19 protein-coding genes are annotated in these 17366 nt (G+C 67.0%); 7 read left to right on the top strand and 12 right to left on the bottom strand.

Annotated elements, in window-relative coordinates:
• The first annotated feature begins 50 nt into the window (after nucleotides 1-50).
• The 4 genes from FQK05_RS16035 to FQK05_RS16050 all read left to right on the top strand — a co-directional run bounded on the left by FQK05_RS16035 (nucleotide 51) and on the right by FQK05_RS16050 (nucleotide 2403).
• On the top strand, nucleotides 51-506 hold the full coding sequence (locus FQK05_RS16035; RefSeq protein ID WP_158968652.1) for a universal stress protein: 456 nt from the start codon (nucleotides 51-53) through the stop codon (nucleotides 504-506).
• A gap of 217 nt (nucleotides 507-723) precedes the next feature.
• Nucleotides 724-1290 (top strand): NifU family protein, encoded by a 567-nt coding sequence (locus FQK05_RS16040; RefSeq protein WP_158968654.1) that lies wholly within the window; start codon nucleotides 724-726, stop codon nucleotides 1288-1290.
• Nucleotides 1283-1996: a tRNA (adenosine(37)-N6)-threonylcarbamoyltransferase complex dimerization subunit type 1 TsaB gene (gene tsaB, locus FQK05_RS16045; protein WP_158968656.1), complete on the top strand. Its 714-nt coding sequence runs from the start codon at nucleotides 1283-1285 to the stop codon at nucleotides 1994-1996. The genes FQK05_RS16040 and tsaB overlap by 8 nt, the downstream gene beginning before the upstream one ends.
• Nucleotides 1993-2403, top strand: coding sequence for a GNAT family N-acetyltransferase (locus tag FQK05_RS16050; protein ID WP_233270541.1), 411 nt, complete (start codon nucleotides 1993-1995; stop codon nucleotides 2401-2403). The genes tsaB and FQK05_RS16050 overlap by 4 nt, the downstream gene beginning before the upstream one ends.
• Nucleotides 2404-2588: 185 nt before the next feature.
• On the opposite strand, the gene FQK05_RS16055 is transcribed toward FQK05_RS16050, so the two are convergent.
• From FQK05_RS16055 to rpiA, 6 genes are all read right to left on the bottom strand, one after another.
• Nucleotides 2589-3554, bottom strand: a complete 966-nt coding sequence (locus tag FQK05_RS16055) for an ABC transporter permease (protein ID WP_158968660.1) — start codon at nucleotides 3552-3554, stop codon at nucleotides 2589-2591.
• 3 nt (nucleotides 3555-3557) lie between these two features.
• Nucleotides 3558-4187, bottom strand: coding sequence for a LysE family translocator (locus FQK05_RS16060; RefSeq protein ID WP_158968662.1), 630 nt, complete (start codon nucleotides 4185-4187; stop codon nucleotides 3558-3560).
• A gap of 1 nt (nucleotide 4188) precedes the next feature.
• On the bottom strand, nucleotides 4189-5283 hold the full coding sequence (locus tag FQK05_RS16065; RefSeq protein WP_158968664.1) for an ABC transporter permease: 1095 nt from the start codon (nucleotides 5281-5283) through the stop codon (nucleotides 4189-4191).
• A 2-nt stretch (nucleotides 5284-5285) separates the two neighbouring features.
• Complete coding sequence (locus FQK05_RS16070; RefSeq protein WP_158968666.1) at nucleotides 5286-6848, bottom strand: ABC transporter ATP-binding protein; 1563 nt, start codon at nucleotides 6846-6848, stop codon at nucleotides 5286-5288.
• 89 nt (nucleotides 6849-6937) lie between these two features.
• Complete coding sequence (locus FQK05_RS16075; RefSeq protein WP_158968668.1) at nucleotides 6938-7933, bottom strand: BMP family lipoprotein; 996 nt, start codon at nucleotides 7931-7933, stop codon at nucleotides 6938-6940.
• 253 nt (nucleotides 7934-8186) lie between these two features.
• A complete protein-coding gene (gene rpiA, locus FQK05_RS16080) occupies nucleotides 8187-8966 on the bottom strand; it encodes a ribose-5-phosphate isomerase RpiA (protein ID WP_158968670.1) in 780 nt (259 codons plus the stop codon).
• A 153-nt stretch (nucleotides 8967-9119) separates the two neighbouring features.
• Between rpiA and FQK05_RS16085 the strand changes: the two genes are divergently transcribed.
• From FQK05_RS16085 to FQK05_RS16095, 3 genes are all read left to right on the top strand, one after another.
• Complete coding sequence (locus FQK05_RS16085) at nucleotides 9120-9839, top strand: glutathione S-transferase family protein (RefSeq protein ID WP_158969239.1); 720 nt, start codon at nucleotides 9120-9122, stop codon at nucleotides 9837-9839.
• Between the two features lie 3 nt (nucleotides 9840-9842).
• Entirely contained in the window at nucleotides 9843-11216 is a 1374-nt protein-coding gene (locus tag FQK05_RS16090; protein WP_158968672.1) for an L-serine ammonia-lyase, read from the top strand.
• A 116-nt stretch (nucleotides 11217-11332) separates the two neighbouring features.
• Nucleotides 11333-12280: a DMT family transporter gene (locus FQK05_RS16095; protein WP_158968674.1), complete on the top strand. Its 948-nt coding sequence runs from the start codon at nucleotides 11333-11335 to the stop codon at nucleotides 12278-12280.
• Here FQK05_RS16095 and FQK05_RS16100 read toward each other — a convergent pair.
• From FQK05_RS16100 to nthA, 6 genes are all read right to left on the bottom strand, one after another.
• Nucleotides 12240-12908 (bottom strand): thiamine diphosphokinase, encoded by a 669-nt coding sequence (locus tag FQK05_RS16100; RefSeq protein WP_233270542.1) that lies wholly within the window; start codon nucleotides 12906-12908, stop codon nucleotides 12240-12242. The two genes, FQK05_RS16095 and FQK05_RS16100, sit on opposite strands and share 41 nt — an antisense overlap.
• Before the next feature lie 816 nt (nucleotides 12909-13724).
• Nucleotides 13725-13934: a DUF2842 domain-containing protein gene (locus FQK05_RS26155; RefSeq protein ID WP_267902374.1), complete on the bottom strand. Its 210-nt coding sequence runs from the start codon at nucleotides 13932-13934 to the stop codon at nucleotides 13725-13727.
• A gap of 98 nt (nucleotides 13935-14032) precedes the next feature.
• Complete coding sequence (locus FQK05_RS16110) at nucleotides 14033-15325, bottom strand: adenylosuccinate synthase (protein ID WP_158968680.1); 1293 nt, start codon at nucleotides 15323-15325, stop codon at nucleotides 14033-14035.
• A 174-nt stretch (nucleotides 15326-15499) separates the two neighbouring features.
• Nucleotides 15500-15835 carry a nitrile hydratase accessory protein gene (locus FQK05_RS26160; protein ID WP_158968682.1) on the bottom strand — a complete coding sequence of 112 codons (336 nt, stop codon included), beginning with the start codon at nucleotides 15833-15835 and terminating at the stop codon, nucleotides 15500-15502.
• Nucleotides 15832-16506 (bottom strand): nitrile hydratase subunit beta, encoded by a 675-nt coding sequence (nthB, locus tag FQK05_RS26165; protein ID WP_158968684.1) that lies wholly within the window; start codon nucleotides 16504-16506, stop codon nucleotides 15832-15834. Before nthB ends, FQK05_RS26160 begins: the two co-directional genes overlap by 4 nt.
• On the bottom strand, nucleotides 16503-17150 hold the full coding sequence (nthA, locus tag FQK05_RS16125) for a nitrile hydratase subunit alpha (RefSeq protein WP_158968686.1): 648 nt from the start codon (nucleotides 17148-17150) through the stop codon (nucleotides 16503-16505). Before nthA ends, nthB begins: the two co-directional genes overlap by 4 nt.
• Nucleotides 17151-17366 lie beyond the last annotated feature (216 nt).

The following is a 17366-nucleotide window of genomic DNA, read 5'->3' on the forward strand; positions in this document are numbered from 1 at the left end:
GGGCCCGCCCGTCGCGGGCCGGCGGTGACTGTCGGCAGCGGGAGGGCGCAATGCGAAAATTCCTGGTCGTGCTCGATGACAGCCGCGAATGTCTGAACGCGATGCGGTTTGCCGCCATGCGGGCCGCAAAGACCGGCGGCGGCGTGACGATCCTGTCGGTGATCCCGCCGGACGAATTCAACCACTGGATCGGCGTGGCCGATCTGATGCGGGCCGAGGCGCGCGAACGGATCGAGGTTCATTTCGAGGTCTTCGCAAAGTGGATGCGGGACCGTCAGAACGTCGACCCCGAACTGGTGATCCGCGAAGGCGAGGCGGTGGACCAGATCCTGGCCCAAGTCGAGGCCGATCCGATGATCGGCGTCCTGGTCCTGGGCGCCGGGGCCGAAGGCAAGGGCCCGGGCCCACTGGTGGCACAGCTGTCGCGGTCCGCCGGTGACCTGCCGATCCCGATCACGATCGTCCCCGGCAACCTGTCCAAGGAAAAGCTGGAAGAGATTACCTGAGGTCAGGACAATCCTTCGGGTCTCCACTGGCGCAAAGCCGCTTTGAAAGCGGCTTGGGCACGGGCCGAGTGGTCTGTGACAAGGCATTTGGGAAACGCCTTCCCTGCCCCGTCCGGTGCCGCGAAACCACAGACGGCGCCATCTTAAAACCGTTCTAAATCTTGACTTGGCCGCCCCCAGCCCGCATATCGGCGTAAACCATGTGGGAGATGCCCTGATGTTCATCCAGACGGAAGCGACTCCGAATCCGGCCACGCTGAAATTCCTGCCAGGCCAGACGGTTCTCGACGCCGGCACCGCCGACTTCCCCTCTGCCGAAACCGCCGGCAAATCGCCGCTGGCGTCCCGCATCTTCGATGTCTCGGGCGTGACCGGCGTGTTCTTCGGCAACGACTTCGTGACCGTGACCAAGGCCGACAGCGTCGACTGGGATCACATCAAGCCCGCCATTCTGGGCGCGGTGATGGAGCACTACCAGTCCGGCGCCCCGGTGCTGGAGGGCGAGGCGCCTACCGCCGCCTCCGGACATGCCGCCCACAGCGGCGAGGACACGGAAATCGTGGGCCAGATCAAGGAACTGCTGGACACCCGTGTGCGGCCTGCCGTGGCGCAGGACGGCGGCGACATCACCTTTCACGGCTTTGACCGCGGCGTCGTGTACCTGCACATGCAGGGCGCGTGTGCCGGCTGCCCCTCGTCCACGCTGACGCTGAAGATGGGGATCGAGAACCTGCTGCGTCACTACATCCCCGAAGTGACAGAGGTCCGACCCGTCCTTGCCTGACCGTTCGACGATCCTGGCTTTCGACACATCGGCCGCGCATTGCGCGGCCGCTTTGCTTGACCGTGGCGAAATTCGCGCCCGGGTGCACGAACCAATGACCCGCGGCCAGGCCGAACGGCTGATGCCGCTCCTGGACGAGCTGATGGCGATCCACGGCCTGACCTGGGTGGATCTCGACGCCATCGGCGTGGGCGTGGGGCCCGGCAACTTCACCGGCGTCCGCATTTCCGTCTCGGCCGCGCGCGGGCTGGCCATGGGCCTGGGCATTCCCGCCATCAGCGTCAGCCTGTTCGAGGTGCTGCGCGGTCCCGACAGCCCCCGCGACACGGACCCGGAACTGGTCGTCCTGCAATCGCAGCGCGCGGGCCTTTATACCCAGTTCTTCACCAGCGGCCGGCCAGCCGGCACGCCGGAGCCCGGCGCAAACGGATATGCCGCCTGGTCCGACATCCCTGCCCCCTCCGCAGACCGGATTCGCGGCGCCCATGCGACAGAGATCGCGAAAGCGCTGACCGCCACCGGACAGGGCGTGTTCACCGGCACCGATGGCACCGTTCCATCCGACGGCGGGGCCGAGATCATCGCCCGCATCGCCGCGGCGAAACTTGCGCTGGGCCAGACGGGCACGCCCCCCGCCCCGCTTTACCTGCGGCCGGCAGATGCGGCACCGTCCAGCGACGTGCCCCCCGTTCTGATCGACGGATGACCCCCGCCGCCATGGCCCGGCTGCATGCGGCGGCGTTCACCCGGTCCCGCCCCTGGACCGAGGCCGAGTTCGCCGACCTTCTCGACGGCCCCGGCACCTTCGCTGCCGGCGACGACCGCGCCTTTGTACTGGCCCGCGTCATCGCGGGCGAGGCAGAGCTTCTGACCATCGCCACCGACCCCGCCCTGCAACGGCAGGGGCTGGCCCGGACATTGATGGACGAATGGCAGGCCTTGGCCATGGCCCGGGGTGCCACTCAGGCCTTTCTGGAGGTCGCGGCGGACAACGATGCTGCACGTGCGCTCTATGCCGCCTGCGCCTATGCCGAGGCCGGGCGGCGCAAGGGATATTATCACAGGTCGGATGGCAGCCGCGTGGATGCGCTGGTGATGACTCGGGCGCTCTGACGACCAGCCCTTCGCACTCTCCCATCGCGGCAAAGGGCCCACCCGGCCATAGGCCGGGCAGCGACCGGCCCGCCCCCGCCGTTTCCGCAGAGGGCGGCCTTCCCCTTCTTGCATGATCGTCAATCCTCACGCCAAGGCGCGAACAGGCCCGGCGCAGTCCGCAACTGGCGCGGCCGCAGAAGCCCCTATCGTTCCTTCACGTAGGGCTCGCCCCCTGCCCGCGGCGGGATGGCCTTGCCGACGAAACCGGCCAGGATCACCACGGTCAGGACATAGGGCAGCGCGTCCATTACCTGCACCGGGATGACGACTCCGCCCAGGTTGATGTTCTGATACCGCAGCGCCACGGCCTGAAGCAGGCCGAACAGCAGACAGGCCCAAAGGGCATACCACGGCCGCCACTTCGCGAAGATCAGCGCCGCCAGCGCGATATAGCCACGGCCCGCCGTCATCTCGCGCACGAAACCTGCCTGCAGCGCAGTGGCCATGTAGGCCCCCGCCACACCGCACAGCACGCCACAGATCGCCACCGCCGCAAACCGCAGGCCCACGACCGAGATACCGGCCGTATCGACCGCTGCCGGGTTCTCGCCCACGGCCCGCAGGCGCAGGCCGAAGCGGGTCCGGTACAGGATCCACCACGTCGCCGGAACCGCCAGGAAGGCCAGGTAGACCAGGATCGAATGGCCCGAGATCAGTTCCGCATAGATCGGACCGATCACGGGGACCGGCTCCAGCGTCTGGACGAATGGCAGGTCGAGCCCGGTAAACCGCGCCTCGTTCGGCAGGGACGGCGTGCGCCCGCCCTGCCGGAACCAGTCCTGCGCGATCAGCCCCGTCAGGCCCGAGGCCAGGAAGTTGATCGCCACGCCTGAAATCAGTTGATCGCCCCGGAAGGTGATCGACGCCAGCCCGTGCAGCGCCGCCAGCGCCAGCGAGGCACCGATCCCCGCCAGCAGCCCCAGCCAGACATTGCCGGAGACATAGGCCACCGCCGCCGACAGGAAGGCCGCGGCCAGCATCTTGCCCTCCAGGCCGATGTCGAAGATGCCCGCGCGTTCTGAGTAGAGCCCCGCCAGACAGGCCAGCAGCAGGGGCGTGGCCAGGCGGACGGTAGAATCGAGGACCTGAAGAAGAACGTCGAAATCCATGCCTCAGCTCCGCGACAGGGCCAGTTTCACGGCGAAGAAGGTGAAGCAGACGCCCAGCACCGCCTCAATCCGCCGCCGGGCCCTTGCATAGACCGCACGGATCGGCTGCGAGGACAGAAGGATCGCATAGCTCATGTGGCCCGCCAGCGACATCAGTCCGGCCCCCGCCAGGAACAGTGCGGTAACGGCCAGCGGCGCCCCTTCCGTCGCGCCGACCGAAGCGATGGCGATCCAGAAGACCACGGCCTTGGGATTGGTGATCTGCAGAAGATAGCCGGTGACGAAGGCCCGCAGCGGCGCCAGCGGCGGCATCGCCATGGGTTCGATCCGGGGCGGGTGAATGGCCTTGCGGAAGGCGCCCCAGGCCAGCCAGGCTAGGTAGGCGGATCCGATCAGCCGCAGGACAGTAACGGCCCAGGCGGCCTCCTGCATCAGGACCCCCATGCCGGCAAAGGTCAGTGCACCGATGGTCGAAGACCCGGCCGCGATGCCGAAGGCGGTCAGAACGGCCGACCCGCGCCCGCGCGACAGGCCGATGCCCAAGAGCATCGCAACCGCAGGACCCGGCGACAGGACCGCCACCAGCAGGATCGAATAGGCGGCAAGGATGCCCGGAAGGTTGTGGGCGAACATCTCAGCTCTCCTTCCGGCGCAGGGCCATGAAGATCTGTTGCAGGGGCGTCCGCACCATGTTGTCGAGCGCCCCGGTAAAGAGGATCACCAGCGCCTGGATCACCACGATCAGCTCACGCGGGATCGAGGTCCAGAGCGCCAGTTCGGTTCCGCCCTGGTAGAGGAAGCCGAAGAGGATCGCGGCCAGGAACACGCCCGCCGGATGACCGCGGCCCATCAGGGCCACGGCGATCCCGATAAAGCCCGCGCCCTCGGTCGCGTTCAGGACCAGCCGTTCGGCCTCGCCCATCACGTTGTTGATGCCCATGAGGCCCGCAAGCCCGCCCGAGATCAGCATCGTGATCACGGTGATCTTCACCGGCGAAATCCCGGCATAGACGGCGCCGGTCTCGGTATGGCCATAGGCCCGGATCTCGTAGCCAAGCCGCGTGCGCCAGATCAGCGCCCAGACGGCCAGGCAGGCCAGGATGGCAACGATGAAGCTGATATTGGCGGGCGGCGCCTTCGAGAACGGAATGCCGAAGGGCAGAAGGATCTCGTGCAGTGTCGGCAGGTGGATGGTCTGGGAAAAGCGCTCGGTCGCCGGGTCCATCGAGCCCTTGGGGCGCATCACGTTGACCAGCACGTAATTCAGCACCGCCGAGGCGATGAAGTTGAACATGATCGTGGTAATCACGATATGGCTGCCGCGCTTGGCCTGCAGCCAGGCGGGGATCGCGGCCCAGGCCGCCCCGAATACCGCGCCGCTGATCGACGCGGCGACAAGCGCGATGCTCCAGTGCGGCCAGGGCACGTAAAGACAGGCAATGGCCACACCCAGCCCCCCGAGCATCGCCTGTCCCTCGCCGCCGATATTGAAGAGCCGTGCATGGAACGCCACCGTCACCGCGAGGCCGGTGAAGATGAAGTTGGTGGCATAATAGAGCGTGTAACCCCAGCCATAGGTCGACCCCAGCGCGCCCGTGACCATGAGCTTCAGCGCCTCGGCCGGACTTTGACCGATGAAGAGAATGACAAGGGCCGAGATGAAGGCCGCAAGGACAAGGCTGATCAGCGGAATCAGGATGACGTCGGCCCAGGCGGGCATCTTTTCCATGTTTACGCGGCCTCCCCGCTGGCGCGTGCGTCCATGCCGGCCATCAGCAGGCCCAGCTCTTTTTCATCGGTTTCGTCGGGCAGGCGTTCGCCCATGATCCGTCCGTCGAACATCACCGCGATCCGGTCCGAGAGCGACAGGATCTCGTCCAATTCCACGCTGACCAGCAGGATCGCCGCACCGGCATCTCTCAGGGCCACGATTTCCTTGTGGATGAACTCGATGGCGCCGATGTCCACCCCGCGGGTGGGCTGGCCGACCAGCAGCAGCGCGGGTTTGCGTTCGATTTCCCGCGCCAGAACGATCTTCTGCTGGTTACCGCCCGAGAAATTCTTGGCCTTGAGCCAGGGATCAGGCGGGCGGACATCGTAGCGGTCCATCTTGTCGGCGGCCTCGCGCCGCAGTGCGCCATTGTCCATGAAGAGACCCGAGCGCTGGTAGGCCGTATCGGCATGGTAGCCGAAGGCGATGTTCTCCCAGGCGAAGAAATCCATGACCAGGCCCGCGCGCTGGCGGTCCTCGGGGACGTGGCCAATTTGGGCGGCGCGGCGGGCCTTGCCGTCGCCGGCAGCACCCGTCAGCGCCAGGTCCCTGCCCTGCATCCGGATCGACCCGGTGACGGTGCCCAGGGCGGGCAACATGCCGCCCAGTACTTCCAGAAGTTCCGACTGCCCGTTGCCGGCAACGCCAGCCAGGCCCAGGATCTCGCCCGCGCGCAGGGTCAGGTCGATGCCCTTCAGACGCAGGACGCCGGCCGGGTCCGTGACCTTCAGGTCGTGGATCGCCAGCACCTCGGCCCCCGGCCGGGCCGGGGTCTTGTCGACGCGCAGCAGGACCTTGCGGCCGACCATCAGCTCGGCCAACTCCTCCGGTCCGGTCTCGGCGGTCTTGCGGGTCGCCACCATCTCGCCCCGGCGCATGACCGAAACGGTGTCGGTCGCCTCCATGATCTCGCGCAGCTTGTGGGTGATCAGGATGATCGTCTTCCCCTCCTCCTTCAGGCGGTGAAGGATGCGGAACAGCTGGTCGGCCTCGGCCGGGGTCAACACCCCCGTGGGTTCGTCCAGGATCAGGATATCGGCCCTGCGATAGAGCGCCTTCAGGATCTCGACCCGCTGCTGGAAGCCCACGCCGATCCGTTCGATCACGGCGTCGGGATCCACGTCCAGACCGTATTCGGACGACAGCGCTGCCAGTTCCTTGCGTGCCTTGGCCAGCGACGGCCGCAGCAGCGCGCCATCCTCTGCGCCCAGGATGACGTTTTCGAGAACGGTGAAATTCTCCACCAGCTTGAAGTGCTGGAAGACCATGCCGATGCCGGCGGCGATGGCGGCCTGGCTGTCGCTGATGTCGGTCTTCCGGCCGTTGATGAAGATCTCGCCCCTGTCGGCGCGGTAAAAGCCATAAAGGATCGACATCAGCGTCGATTTTCCGGCGCCGTTTTCGCCAATGATACCGTGGATCGTTCCGGGAGCGACCCGGATCGATATGTCCCTGTTCGCCTGCACCGGGCCGAAGGCCTTGGAAATTCCTATTAATTCAATAGCCGGCTGCGCCGACGACATGTCCCGCGCAGCCGCCTTCGGCGCCTGCGCGGTGCGGGCCGGGCTAACGCCCGGCCGCTGTGTAGTTGGGGGACCGGATCGGTCCTGCATCAGAACTGCAGATCCGGGCAGCTGTCGTCGGAGGTGTAGTCATGCACCTTCAGCGAGCCGTCGGCGATGGCGGCCGAAGCTTCGTCGACCGCCGCCTTCATTTCCGGCGTGATCAGCGCCTCATTGTATTCGTCCAGCGCATAGCCCACGCCGTCGTTGGCAAGACCCATGACGAAGATCCCGGTTTCCATGTCCGGGCCCTGGCTGAAGACATCGTAGACCGCATTGTCGACGCGCTTGGTCATCGAGGTCAGGACCTTGCCGGGATGCAGGTAGTTCTGGTTGGAATCGACGCCGATCGACAGGATGTCCTCGTCCGCGGCGGTCTGCAGGACACCGACGCCCGTGCCGCCGGCCGCGGCATAGACCACGTCGGCGCCCTGGCTGATCTGAGCCTTGGTCAGTTCCGAACCCTTCACCGGGTCGTTCCAGGCGGCGGGCGTGGTGCCGGTCATGTTGGCGATGATGGTGGCATCCGGGTTCGCGGCCTTGACGCCCTGGGCGTAGCCGCAGGCGAACTTGCGGATCAGCGGCACGTCCATGCCGCCGATGAAGCCGACGGTCCCGGATTTCGAGGCCTCGGCAGCCAGCATACCGACGAGGTAGGACCCTTCGTGTTCGTTGAAGACGATCGAGCGTACGTTCGGCGCATCGACGACCATGTCGATAATCGCGAATTTGGTGTCGGGATAATCGGGCGCGACCTGGCTGAGCGGATCGGCGAAGCCGAAGCCTGCCATCACGATCGGGTTCGCGCCGCGTTCCGCGAAGCGGCGGAGCGCCTGTTCGCGCTGCGCTTCGGACTGAAGCTCGATCTCGAGAAACTCGCCGCCGGTTTCGTCGACCCAGCGGGTGACGCCGGCGAAGGCGGCTTCGTTAAAGCTTTTGTCGAACTTGCCGCCCAGATCGTAGATCATGGCCGGTTCGGCCAGGGCGGCGCCTGCGGTCAGTGCAATTGCGGCGCTGGCGCCAAGAAGGGATTTCTGAAAGGTCATGCGGGCTCTCCCAAGCCAAAAGGTTCAAGACGCCCGCTTTCCGCGGTTCGGCCGGCCTGGCGCGGCGACCCGCGCAATCGAGGCCCGTCGGCCCGCGGTTGCGGACAGGTCTCAGGCGATGGACCACAGTAAGGACGAAGGCGCGCGGCAGGGTCAACGGGTTTTTGCAGCGGCACGAAAGGCTTCCGTGCCGCCATGCAGGCAAGTGCCCAAAGCGCCGGCGAAACGGAAACGCGGACGCCGGCGGCGGGTGTCAGTCGATGAACAGGTTGCCGGTCTCCGCGATCTCGACGCGGCCGATCTCCACCCCGCCGCTGTGGACGTCGCGCACTTCCACGCGACCGTCGCCGAAACCGATGACCACCTGGTCGCAGATGTCGATGAACAGCCCGTTCTCCACCAAGCCCGGCACCTGGTTCAGCAGCAACGCCAGCTGCCGCGCATTGCCGATCCGGCCCAGATGCAGGTCCAGGATGAAATTGCCCCCTTCCGTCCGGTAGGGCCGACCGTCGTGCATCCGCGTGGTGACCTCGCGGCCCAGGACGTCGACGCCGACCAGGATCTCCTCGATCAGGGCCTGGGTCATGGCCCGGCCGAAGGGGATGACCTCGACCGCCAGCGGAAAGGCGCCCAGGGTGTCGACCTCCTTGGCGATATCAGCGATCACGACCATCCGTTCCGACGCGGTGGCGACGATTTTTTCCTGCAAGAGTGCACCGCCGCCGCCCTTGATCAGGTTCATCTGCCTGTCGAATTCGTCGGCCCCGTCGATGGTCAGGTCCAGCCAGCGCGGCCCGTCCAGCGTCGTCAGCGGGATCCCCGCCGCAACGGCCAGCGCGGCCGTCTGGCGAGAGGTCGGAACCCCCTGGAACTGCAGGCCTTCTTCCTGCACCCGTTCGCCCAGGCAATGGATCAGCCAGGCGGCCGTGCTGCCGGTGCCCAGACCCACGCGCATGCCGTCCTCGACCAGGTCCGCCGCCCGGCTTGCGGCCGCGAACTTGGCCCTGTCGATGGGCGACAGCTCTCCGAACATGTCCGGCCTCCACACACCTGTTCGATACATCATACCGGCGGGCCACCGTTGCGGCGAGAGGGTTGTACCGCCCGGAAATGTCGCAGCACCCCGGTCGTTATGTCGTCTTCGAACGCGGCAACGCCTTGGCGGGCGGCTAGGGTCGATCCTATGATGGACCCGATACCCCCAGCCCCCGCGCCCTATCGCCTGCATTATGCACCCGACAACGCCTCGTTGATCGTGCGTCTGGCGCTGGAGGAACTGGGCGCGCCGTACCAAACGGTGCTGGTCGACCGCGGCCGGCAGGCCCAGAAGGCGCCGGCCCATCTGCGGCTGAACCCGGCCGGGCAGATCCCGGCGCTGGAATGCGCCGAAGGCCCGGTCTTCGAAACCGCGGCCATCCTTCTGCATCTGGCCGACGCCCATGGCGCGCTGGCGCCGGACCCCAAAGGTCCGGACCGGCCCGCCTTCCTGTCATGGCTCTTCTTCGTGTCGAACACACTGCATGCCGACATGCGGATCCTGTTCTATCCTGGCCGCTATGTCGCGGACGCAGATATCCCCATCCTGCGCGCCCGGCTGACCGGCCGGATCGCGCAGCACCTGGCGCTGATCGAAACCATGGCCAGCGCCGCTCCAGGGTGGTGCCGCGCCGATGCGCCGTCAGTCCTGACGTTCTACCTCGCCTGCCTGCTGCGCTGGCTGGCGCTCTATCCCACCGACATGAACCGCAGCTGGTTCCGGCTGGACGTCTTTCCGTCCCTGCATGCGATCTGCGCCGGGCTGGAAACGCGTCCCGCCACCAACGCCGCCCAAGGGGCAGAGGGGCTTGGCCCCACGCCCTTCACCTGCCCCGCCTACCCTGTTCCGCCCGAAGGAGTGGCTCTCTAACCCATGTTCGTTTCGGTCCTAGACATGTTCAAGGTGGGCGTCGGCCCGTCCTCCTCGCATACGATGGGGCCTATGGTGGCCGCGGCCCGGTTCCTGGACCTGATGCGCGCCTCGCCCTTCCGGTTCTCGGGCCTGCGGGCGTCGCTGCACGGATCGCTCGCCTTTACCGGCGTGGGCCATGCCACCGACCGGGCGACGATCCTGGGGCTGGCGGGCTTCCGCCCCGAAACTTATGACGCGGCCGAAGCCGAGGCGGCGCTGGCCTCGATCCGGGCCGATCATGACGTGCATCCCGAAGGTCTGGGCAGGCTGCGCTTCGACCCGGAAACCGACCTGATCTTCGACTATGACCGCAAGCTGCCGGGCCATGCCAACGGCATGATGCTGATGGCCACCGACGCGCAGGGCGACGTGACGCTAAGCCAGGTCTACTATTCCATCGGCGGCGGCTTCGTGATGACAGAGGAGGAGCTGGCCGCCGGCAAAGCCACAGAAGAAGGCCCCGCGATCCCCTTCCCCTTCCAGTCCGCGGCCCAGATGCTGGAAATGTCCGCGTCCTCGGGCAAGACCATCGCCCAGATGAAGCGCGAGAACGAGACGGTCCGCATCGGCCGCGATGCCATGACCCGCGGCACCGCCCGGATCTGGGAGGTGATGGCCGACTGCATCGACCGCGGCCTGTCCGTGGATGGGCGGCTGCCGGGGGGCCTGAACGTCTCGCGCCGGGCCAAGGCGATCCACGAGGCATTGCTGGCCGAACGCGGCCAGAACCTTGCCCCGCCCCACACCGTGAACGACTGGATCGCCACCTATGCCATGGCAGTGAACGAGGAAAATGCCGCCGGCGGGCAGGTCGTCACGGCACCGACGAACGGGGCGGCCGGCGTGATGCCGGCGGTGATCCGCTACTATCTGGACCACATCCCAGGCGCGACATCCGCCCGGATCGAGGACTTCCTGCTGACCGCAGCCGCCATCGGCGGCCTGATCAAGTACAACGCGTCGATCTCGGGCGCCGAGGCAGGGTGCCAGGCAGAAGTCGGCAGCGCTTCGGCCATGGCCGCGGCCGGGCTGGCGGCGGTGCTGGGCGGCACGCCCGCCCAGATCGAGAACGCGGCCGAAATCGCGCTGGAGCATCACCTTGGCATGACCTGCGACCCGGTCCGCGGGCTGGTGCAGGTGCCCTGCATCGAACGCAACGGCCTGGGCGCGATCAAGGCGGTCGCCGCCGCAGGCCTGGCCCTGCGCGGCAATGGCACCCACCTCGTGCCGTTGGATGCCTGTATCGAGACCATGCGCCAGACCGGCGCCGACATGAGCGAGAAGTACAAGGAAACCGCCCTTGGCGGGTTGGCCGTGAACGTGCCGAACTGCTGACGCGCCGAACGATTCCGGAACGAAGCCGAACCTAGAGATACCTCTTCGGTCGTTTTCAAAATATTAAAATCAACCATTGCTTGCACCTCGGAAGTGACTCGCCTAGCGTGCCGCGCATGGCAAGTGATCGACCGACACTCGGTCTTGCCCTGATGCTGGCCTTCTGCCTGATCGCCCCCTTCGGCGAGACGCTGGCCAAGCTGGTGGGTCAGACGGTTCCGATTGGGCAAGTTGTGCTGGTGCGCTTCGGGCTTCAGGCGCTTTTCCTGATCCCGCTGGTCTGGACCTTGGGGAGTGCCTGGCGCCTGCGTGGCGAGGTCCTGCGCCTGGCCATCCTGCGCACGCTGTTCCAGATGGCCGGGATCGCTCTGATGTTCACCGCGCTGCGCTACCTGCCTCTGGCCGACTGCATCGCCATCTGTTTCGTCATGCCCTTCGTTCTGCTGGTTCTTGGCAAGCTGCTTCTGGGGGAAGAAATCGGGCCCCAGCGCCTGTCGGCCTGCCTGGCCGGTTTCGGTGGTACGCTTCTGGTGATCCAGCCCAGCTTTAACGACATCGGCTGGCCGGCGCTTCTGCCGCTGGGTGTGGCGGTGACGTTTTCGTTCTTCGTGCTGACCACCCGCAAGATCGCCGCGCGGACCGACCCGGTCGGCCTGCAGGCCGTGACCGGTGTGATGGCCTTTGCGGGCACCCTGCCAGTCCTTCTTCTGGGCGAAGCCGCGGGACTTGGCCCGCTGGAAATCGTGTCCCCCACGCGCGCCGACTGGATGCTGCTGCTGGGCCTGGGGGTCGTCGGCACCAGCGCGCATCTTCTGATGACCTGGTCCCTGCGCTTTGCGCCCTCCGCGATGCTTGCGGCCCTGCAATACATCGAGATCCCGATTGCCGCCGCCATCGGCTGGATGATCTTCGGCGACTTCCCCAATGCACAAGCCACCTTTGGCATAGTCATCACTGTGACCGCGGGCCTGTACATCATGCTGGTCGAGCGCGCCAAGGCCCGCGCGGCCGAATCGGCACGGCTCAGCGACCTGTTGCCAGGGGAACAGGCCCAAGCGATCTGATCGCGGCATCCAGTGCCGCGCGCGGGAACATGGCCACCATGCCCGGCCCGTCCATCGCGATGTCCACAGTTCCGCCGCTCGCACGGTTCGACGTCCCGATCCGCGCGCCGGGCGCGAAATGCAGCCCGTCGATGGGCCAGTCAAGACCGGTCGACCGCCCGGTCACCGGCTGCATCGGGAAAAGCGACACAGGATCGCCCGCATCCAGCGCGATCCCGAACTTCGGTGGCAGGTGCAGGACGATCTCGGAGCGGCCGATCAGGATACAGGCGCGGTCGGCGTGGCGGACCAGAACGTTCAGGGCTGCCAGTTGATGGTCCAGCCGCCGGCCAAGAAAGCCCACGGCCAGCACCAGCGGCGTCTGCGTGCTGCGCAGGGCCTTGTCAAAATCGGTGCTGTCCTGTTCGGCAATGTGGAAACGGCGGTCTTCCGGGATCTGCGCCAGAAGGTCCGGCGACAGCGAATCGAAGTCGCCGATCACCGCATGCGGGACATGGCCCGCCGCCAGCGCCGGCCCCGCGCCGCCATCGGCCGCCACCAGCAACGGCGCCCGCGCTAGCGCCAGCGCGATATCGTCGTCCGACACCGAACCGCCCCCGATCAGCGTGACCGGATCGCGGGACGTCACGATGGCCGTCCTGCCGGTTTTGTCCCCTGTCTTATCCACAGCGCGCGTCCCGTCGTTCATCAATTGCTAGACATATCAATACAGAATCGCCCCACTTCCGGGACCCCGGTCCCGTTGACGCGTCGAATGCGCATAGAGGGGGCGAACCGTCATGGTCAACTCTGCCAGCGGGCTGCGGGCCCCCTGCGGTCTGTTTTCATGTACCGTCGACCGGGTGGCCCGACCGCGCTCCGCTGCCGGCAGCGTCCACAGCGAACCGGACCGTGCCGAAGCCGAGGTCGCCCGCCTGATGACCGCCGCGGAAGCCCGGCTGTGCCGGACGGATGCCGGGTCTGGCAGGGCCACCTATACGCACCTGCGCGCGGCACGTGCCGCAACCAGTGACGGCGGGGACCATGCCCGGCGCCCCCGCCCGGCCGCGCCAAAGGTCGAGATGTACCGCGCAGACCTTGCCGCCGCTCTGGTTCGGGACGGCGCGACGGCAGGATGGGTGGCCACGTCAGGGGATGTAACGCAACCGTCAGGGCAGCCCAACGCTCAGGCCGGCCGGCCGCATCCGGGAACGGCCAAGGTAGGTCTGGCGGCGACCTTGGTCCGGACCGCCCGGACAATTGCGCAAGGGACATGTCTGCGGATCTTCAACTGCCCCAATCCGCTGGGCCGGTTGCGCGGCGTCCTGGGGGCAGCCTTCAAAAGGTCCCGGCATCCGCAGGAGGTCGGGCATCCGGTCGCCCTGGGTCTGTCGACCTGCAAGGACCGGAACCGCCTGCCCACAACGGACGGGCTGGACCCTTCCGGCATGGACCGGCCCGCAGATCAGGCGTCCGGGTCTTCCCGTCCGACACCCCGGAAAACGAACCGCAAGGGAAAGGCCCAGGCGACACCCAGCGCCGCATAGACCAGGAATTCCACCCAGATCGGCGGGCGGTTCAGCAGATTCATGATCGTGACCGCGACCACGATATAGGCCGGAAGGCCCACCACCAGGATCAGCATCGACCAGCGCCGGCGGGCCTTGTAGGACAGGCCCCCGGACTTGGCATCGGACGTGGCGTCGGACGTGGCGTCGGACTGGGGCTGGGCGTCGGGCGCAGCTTTGGACGCGGGTTTCGGATCTTCTGCCATCAGTCGGCGAAGGGGTCGGTGACCAGGATCGTGTCCTCGCGCTCGGGCGAGGTCGACAGCATCGCCACCGGGCAGCCGATCAGCTCTTCCACGCGGCGCACGTATTTGATCGCGTTGGCCGGCAGGTCCGCCCAGCTGCGCGCGCCTTCGGTCGATTCCGACCAGCCTTCCATCTCTTCATAGATGGGCGTGCAATGCGCCTGCTGATCCGCCGCCGTCGGCAGATAGTCGTAGCGTTCGCCGTTCAGTTCATAACCCACGCAGATCTTCAGCGTCTCGAACCCGTCCAGCACGTCCAGCTTGGTCAGGGCGATACCGCTGACGCCCGAGGTCTGGCAGGTCTGCCGCACCAGGCAGGCATCGAACCAGCCGCAGCGGCGCTTGCGGCCGGTGGTGGTGCCGAATTCGTGGCCACGGGTGCCCAGGCGTTCGCCGTCGTCGTCCAGCAACTCGGTCGGGAACGGGCCTTCGCCGACGCGGGTCGTATAGGCCTTCACGATCCCCAGGACGAAGTCGATGGCATCCGGTCCAAGGCCCGTGCCCGTGGCCGCCTGCCCTGCGATGACGTTGGACGAGGTGACATAGGGATAGGTGCCGAAATCGATGTCCAGCAGCGCACCTTGCGCGCCTTCGAACAGGATCCGCTTGCCGGCGCGGCGATGCTCGTTCAGCACCTTCCAGACCGGGGCCGCGTATTGCAGGATCTCGGGCGCGATGGCCTTCAGGTCGGCGATCAGCGCCTCGGCGTCGATGGGTTCCAGCCCCAGGCCCGCCCGCAGCGCGTTGTGGTGGACCAGAGCCCGGTCGACCCGCAGCCGCAGCGTGGCATCATCGGCCAGGTCCGCGACCCGGATCACCCGACGGCCGACCTTGTCTTCATAGCAGGGCCCGATGCCGCGACCGGTGGTGCCGATCTTGGCGACCGAATTCTGCGCCTCGCGCGCGCGGTCCAGTTCGCCGTGGAACGGCAGGATCAACGGCGTATTCTCGGCGATCATCAGCGTTTCGGGCGTGATGGAGACGCCCTGTGACCGGATATTCGCGATCTCGCCCACCAGATGCCAGGGGTCCAGCACGACACCGTTGCCGATGATCGACAGCTTGCCTGCGCGGACGACACCGGACGGCAGCGCGTGAAGCTTGTAGACCTCGCCATCGATGACAAGCGTGTGGCCGGCATTGTGCCCGCCCTGGAAGCGCGCGATCACGTCGGCTCGCTCGCTCAGCCAGTCGACGATCTTGCCCTTACCTTCGTCGCCCCATTGGGCGCCGACGACGACGACATTGGCCATTTCGGTACTCCCCGGTTTTGGTCCGGGGCCCCCTATACGCTTGTCGTTGCGTTCCCGAAAGCTGCTTTTCGCCGCGCATGGCCCCCATGCATCTGCCGAAAGGTCATGCCTGCCCTGCCGGCGTGTCCCGAAGGGACGCGCCGGCATCGTGTGCGCCGTAGGCGCGCCTTTGGATCAGGCGCTGGCCTGCAGGTGTACCGGCTCGCCATGGGGCGTCGCCAGGTACGCGGCCTCCCACGCCGCGCGGAATCTCTCTACCTCGGCCGGCTCCGCCTGCCCCAGCTCCGCAAGGTAGCCTTCCAGAACCTCCAGCCAGACCGAGAAGTAATCCTCGCCCCCGTCCAGTTCCTTCGCCAGCCCCCGCGCCTTCAGCCCGGCGCCGAACCGTTCGGCCCAGTCGGGCCAGGCGAACAGGCCGCTTTCGTTCAGGTGCACCGTCAGCGCAAAGACCTGCGCGTGCCAGGGCGCTGCGAATACGGGTTCCGGCCTGTCCGTCATCTGGCCGGTCATGCCGGCTCCAGATAGCTTTGCCACATGTCGATGATGACCTCGTCGCCGGGATGTTCCGGGTTCACCCAAAGTTCCGCCGCCGGGAAGGCCACGGCGTAAAGCGGCTCCGGCGCCTCGCCCAGGCCATGGGCGTTGGAATCCGGCAGGACATGGGAGCCGTGCAGCCGCAGGATGCGCCCCGTGGCCCCCGCGGCATAGTCCGGCAGGCGCGTATGTCCGCCCGGCACCAGCCGGTTCCCCGCCAGCCGCAGCGCCTTCACCCTCTCGCCCACCGCAAAGCGGACCGGGACAGTGCTGGGCCGGTCGGCAGGCGCCCCCTTGGCCAACGCCCCCGGCACCGTGTCCGGCGTCAGGCGGCGCGCGCCCTCCAGCGGGCCGTCGGACGCGCCCGCCGCCAGTTCCGCGCGGGTCACGACACCGGTTTCCACCGCGATATCGGCCAGCCCGGCCAGCCATTTCTCGTAATAGGTGAAGGCCATGTAATCCTTCGGCACCACCGACTCGCGCGCTTTCCGCGACATGTCGATATTCCACTTGCCGCAGGCCCCAGCCGCCACGGTCAGCGCCATGGCGCGTGCCTGCCAGGCCTCGGGGTAGTGATCGGCATCCTCCGGCTCGGGCAGCACCGGCCCGTCGAAGAAGCGCCCGCCCATGTCGTGGACCTTGGTCATGCGGCATCCTCCGGCACGCGGGCGAGGCCCGTACCGATCATGCTGTCGCGGGTGACCAGCGCCGCCAGGCGTTCGACGTCCCAGCCCTCAGTGCCTGCGGGGCGTTCGGGGATGACCAGATACCGGATCTCGGCCGTCGAATCCCAGACCCGCACGGCCTTGCCTTCGGGCAGGGTCACGCCGAAATCCGCCAGGACCTTCCGCGGCTCGCGCACGGCGCGGGACCTATAGGCATCGGACTTGTACCAGGCCGGCGGAATCCCCAGCAGCGGCCACGGGTAGCAACTGCACAATGTGCAGACCACCATGTTGTGGACCTCGGCCGTGTTCTCGACCGCCACGATATGTTCGCCCTGCCGACCGAAGAAGCCCAGGTCGGCCACGACCGGCGTCGCGTCCTCCATCAGGCGGGCATGAAAATCCGGATCAGCCCAGGCACGGGCGACGACCTCGGCCCCGTTGCGGGGGCCGATCTTCGTTTCATAGGTGTCTATGATAACGTCCAGCGCCGCCGGGTCGATGACTCCCTTCGCGGTCAGGATGGTTTCCAGCGCCTTGACCCGCAGCGCAGGGTCCGGCGGCAACAGGGCGTGGGCGTGGTCCTCGGCCCCATGACGATGGTCGTGGTGATGATCGTGTGGCATGAACCGGACCATGCGCGCGGCGCGCCCACCTGTCCAGTCTCGTTGAAACAGCTAGCGCCCCGCGCGGGCAATCGCCACGGGTTCTTGACCCTATCTTGCCTTGCGCCCCCGGGCGATCTTGCCTACATACCGGCCGATCATCGAACACGCCCCGACCGGGGTGCGTCCCCTGTTGAGGGAAGCATCCGGGCAGATGGGCCAGAACTGCCGCGGATC

The organism is Chachezhania sediminis, assembly GCF_009765275.1.
Classification (GTDB): Bacteria; Pseudomonadota; Alphaproteobacteria; order Rhodobacterales; family Rhodobacteraceae; genus Chachezhania; species Chachezhania sediminis.

Bases quoted from the DNA above. Each gene is read 5' to 3' on its own strand.
- FQK05_RS16035 (WP_158968652.1), top strand. From the start codon at position 51: ATGCGAAAATTCCTGGTCGTGCTCGATGACAGCCGCGAATGTCTGAAC.
- FQK05_RS16050 (WP_233270541.1), top strand. From the start codon at position 1,993: ATGACCCCCGCCGCCATGGCCCGGCTGCATGCGGCGGCGTTCACCCGG.
- FQK05_RS16055 (WP_158968660.1), bottom strand. From the start codon at position 3,554: ATGGATTTCGACGTTCTTCTTCAGGTCCTCGATTCTACCGTCCGCCTG.
- nthB (WP_158968684.1), bottom strand. From the start codon at position 16,506: ATGACCAAGGTCCACGACATGGGCGGGCGCTTCTTCGACGGGCCGGTG.
- FQK05_RS16070 (WP_158968666.1), bottom strand. From the start codon at position 6,848: ATGTCGTCGGCGCAGCCGGCTATTGAATTAATAGGAATTTCCAAGGCC.
- FQK05_RS16110 (WP_158968680.1), bottom strand. From the start codon at position 15,325: ATGGCCAATGTCGTCGTCGTCGGCGCCCAATGGGGCGACGAAGGTAAG.
- FQK05_RS16085 (WP_158969239.1), top strand. From the start codon at position 9,120: ATGGACCCGATACCCCCAGCCCCCGCGCCCTATCGCCTGCATTATGCA.
- FQK05_RS26160 (WP_158968682.1), bottom strand. From the start codon at position 15,835: ATGACCGGCCAGATGACGGACAGGCCGGAACCCGTATTCGCAGCGCCC.
- FQK05_RS16090 (WP_158968672.1), top strand. From the start codon at position 9,843: ATGTTCGTTTCGGTCCTAGACATGTTCAAGGTGGGCGTCGGCCCGTCC.
- FQK05_RS16075 (WP_158968668.1), bottom strand. From the start codon at position 7,933: ATGACCTTTCAGAAATCCCTTCTTGGCGCCAGCGCCGCAATTGCACTG.
- FQK05_RS16040 (WP_158968654.1), top strand. From the start codon at position 724: ATGTTCATCCAGACGGAAGCGACTCCGAATCCGGCCACGCTGAAATTC.
- nthA (WP_158968686.1), bottom strand. From the start codon at position 17,150: ATGCCACACGATCATCACCACGACCATCGTCATGGGGCCGAGGACCAC.
- FQK05_RS16065 (WP_158968664.1), bottom strand. From the start codon at position 5,283: ATGGAAAAGATGCCCGCCTGGGCCGACGTCATCCTGATTCCGCTGATC.
- FQK05_RS16095 (WP_158968674.1), top strand. From the start codon at position 11,333: ATGGCAAGTGATCGACCGACACTCGGTCTTGCCCTGATGCTGGCCTTC.
- FQK05_RS16060 (WP_158968662.1), bottom strand. From the start codon at position 4,187: ATGTTCGCCCACAACCTTCCGGGCATCCTTGCCGCCTATTCGATCCTG.
- rpiA (WP_158968670.1), bottom strand. From the start codon at position 8,966: ATGTTCGGAGAGCTGTCGCCCATCGACAGGGCCAAGTTCGCGGCCGCA.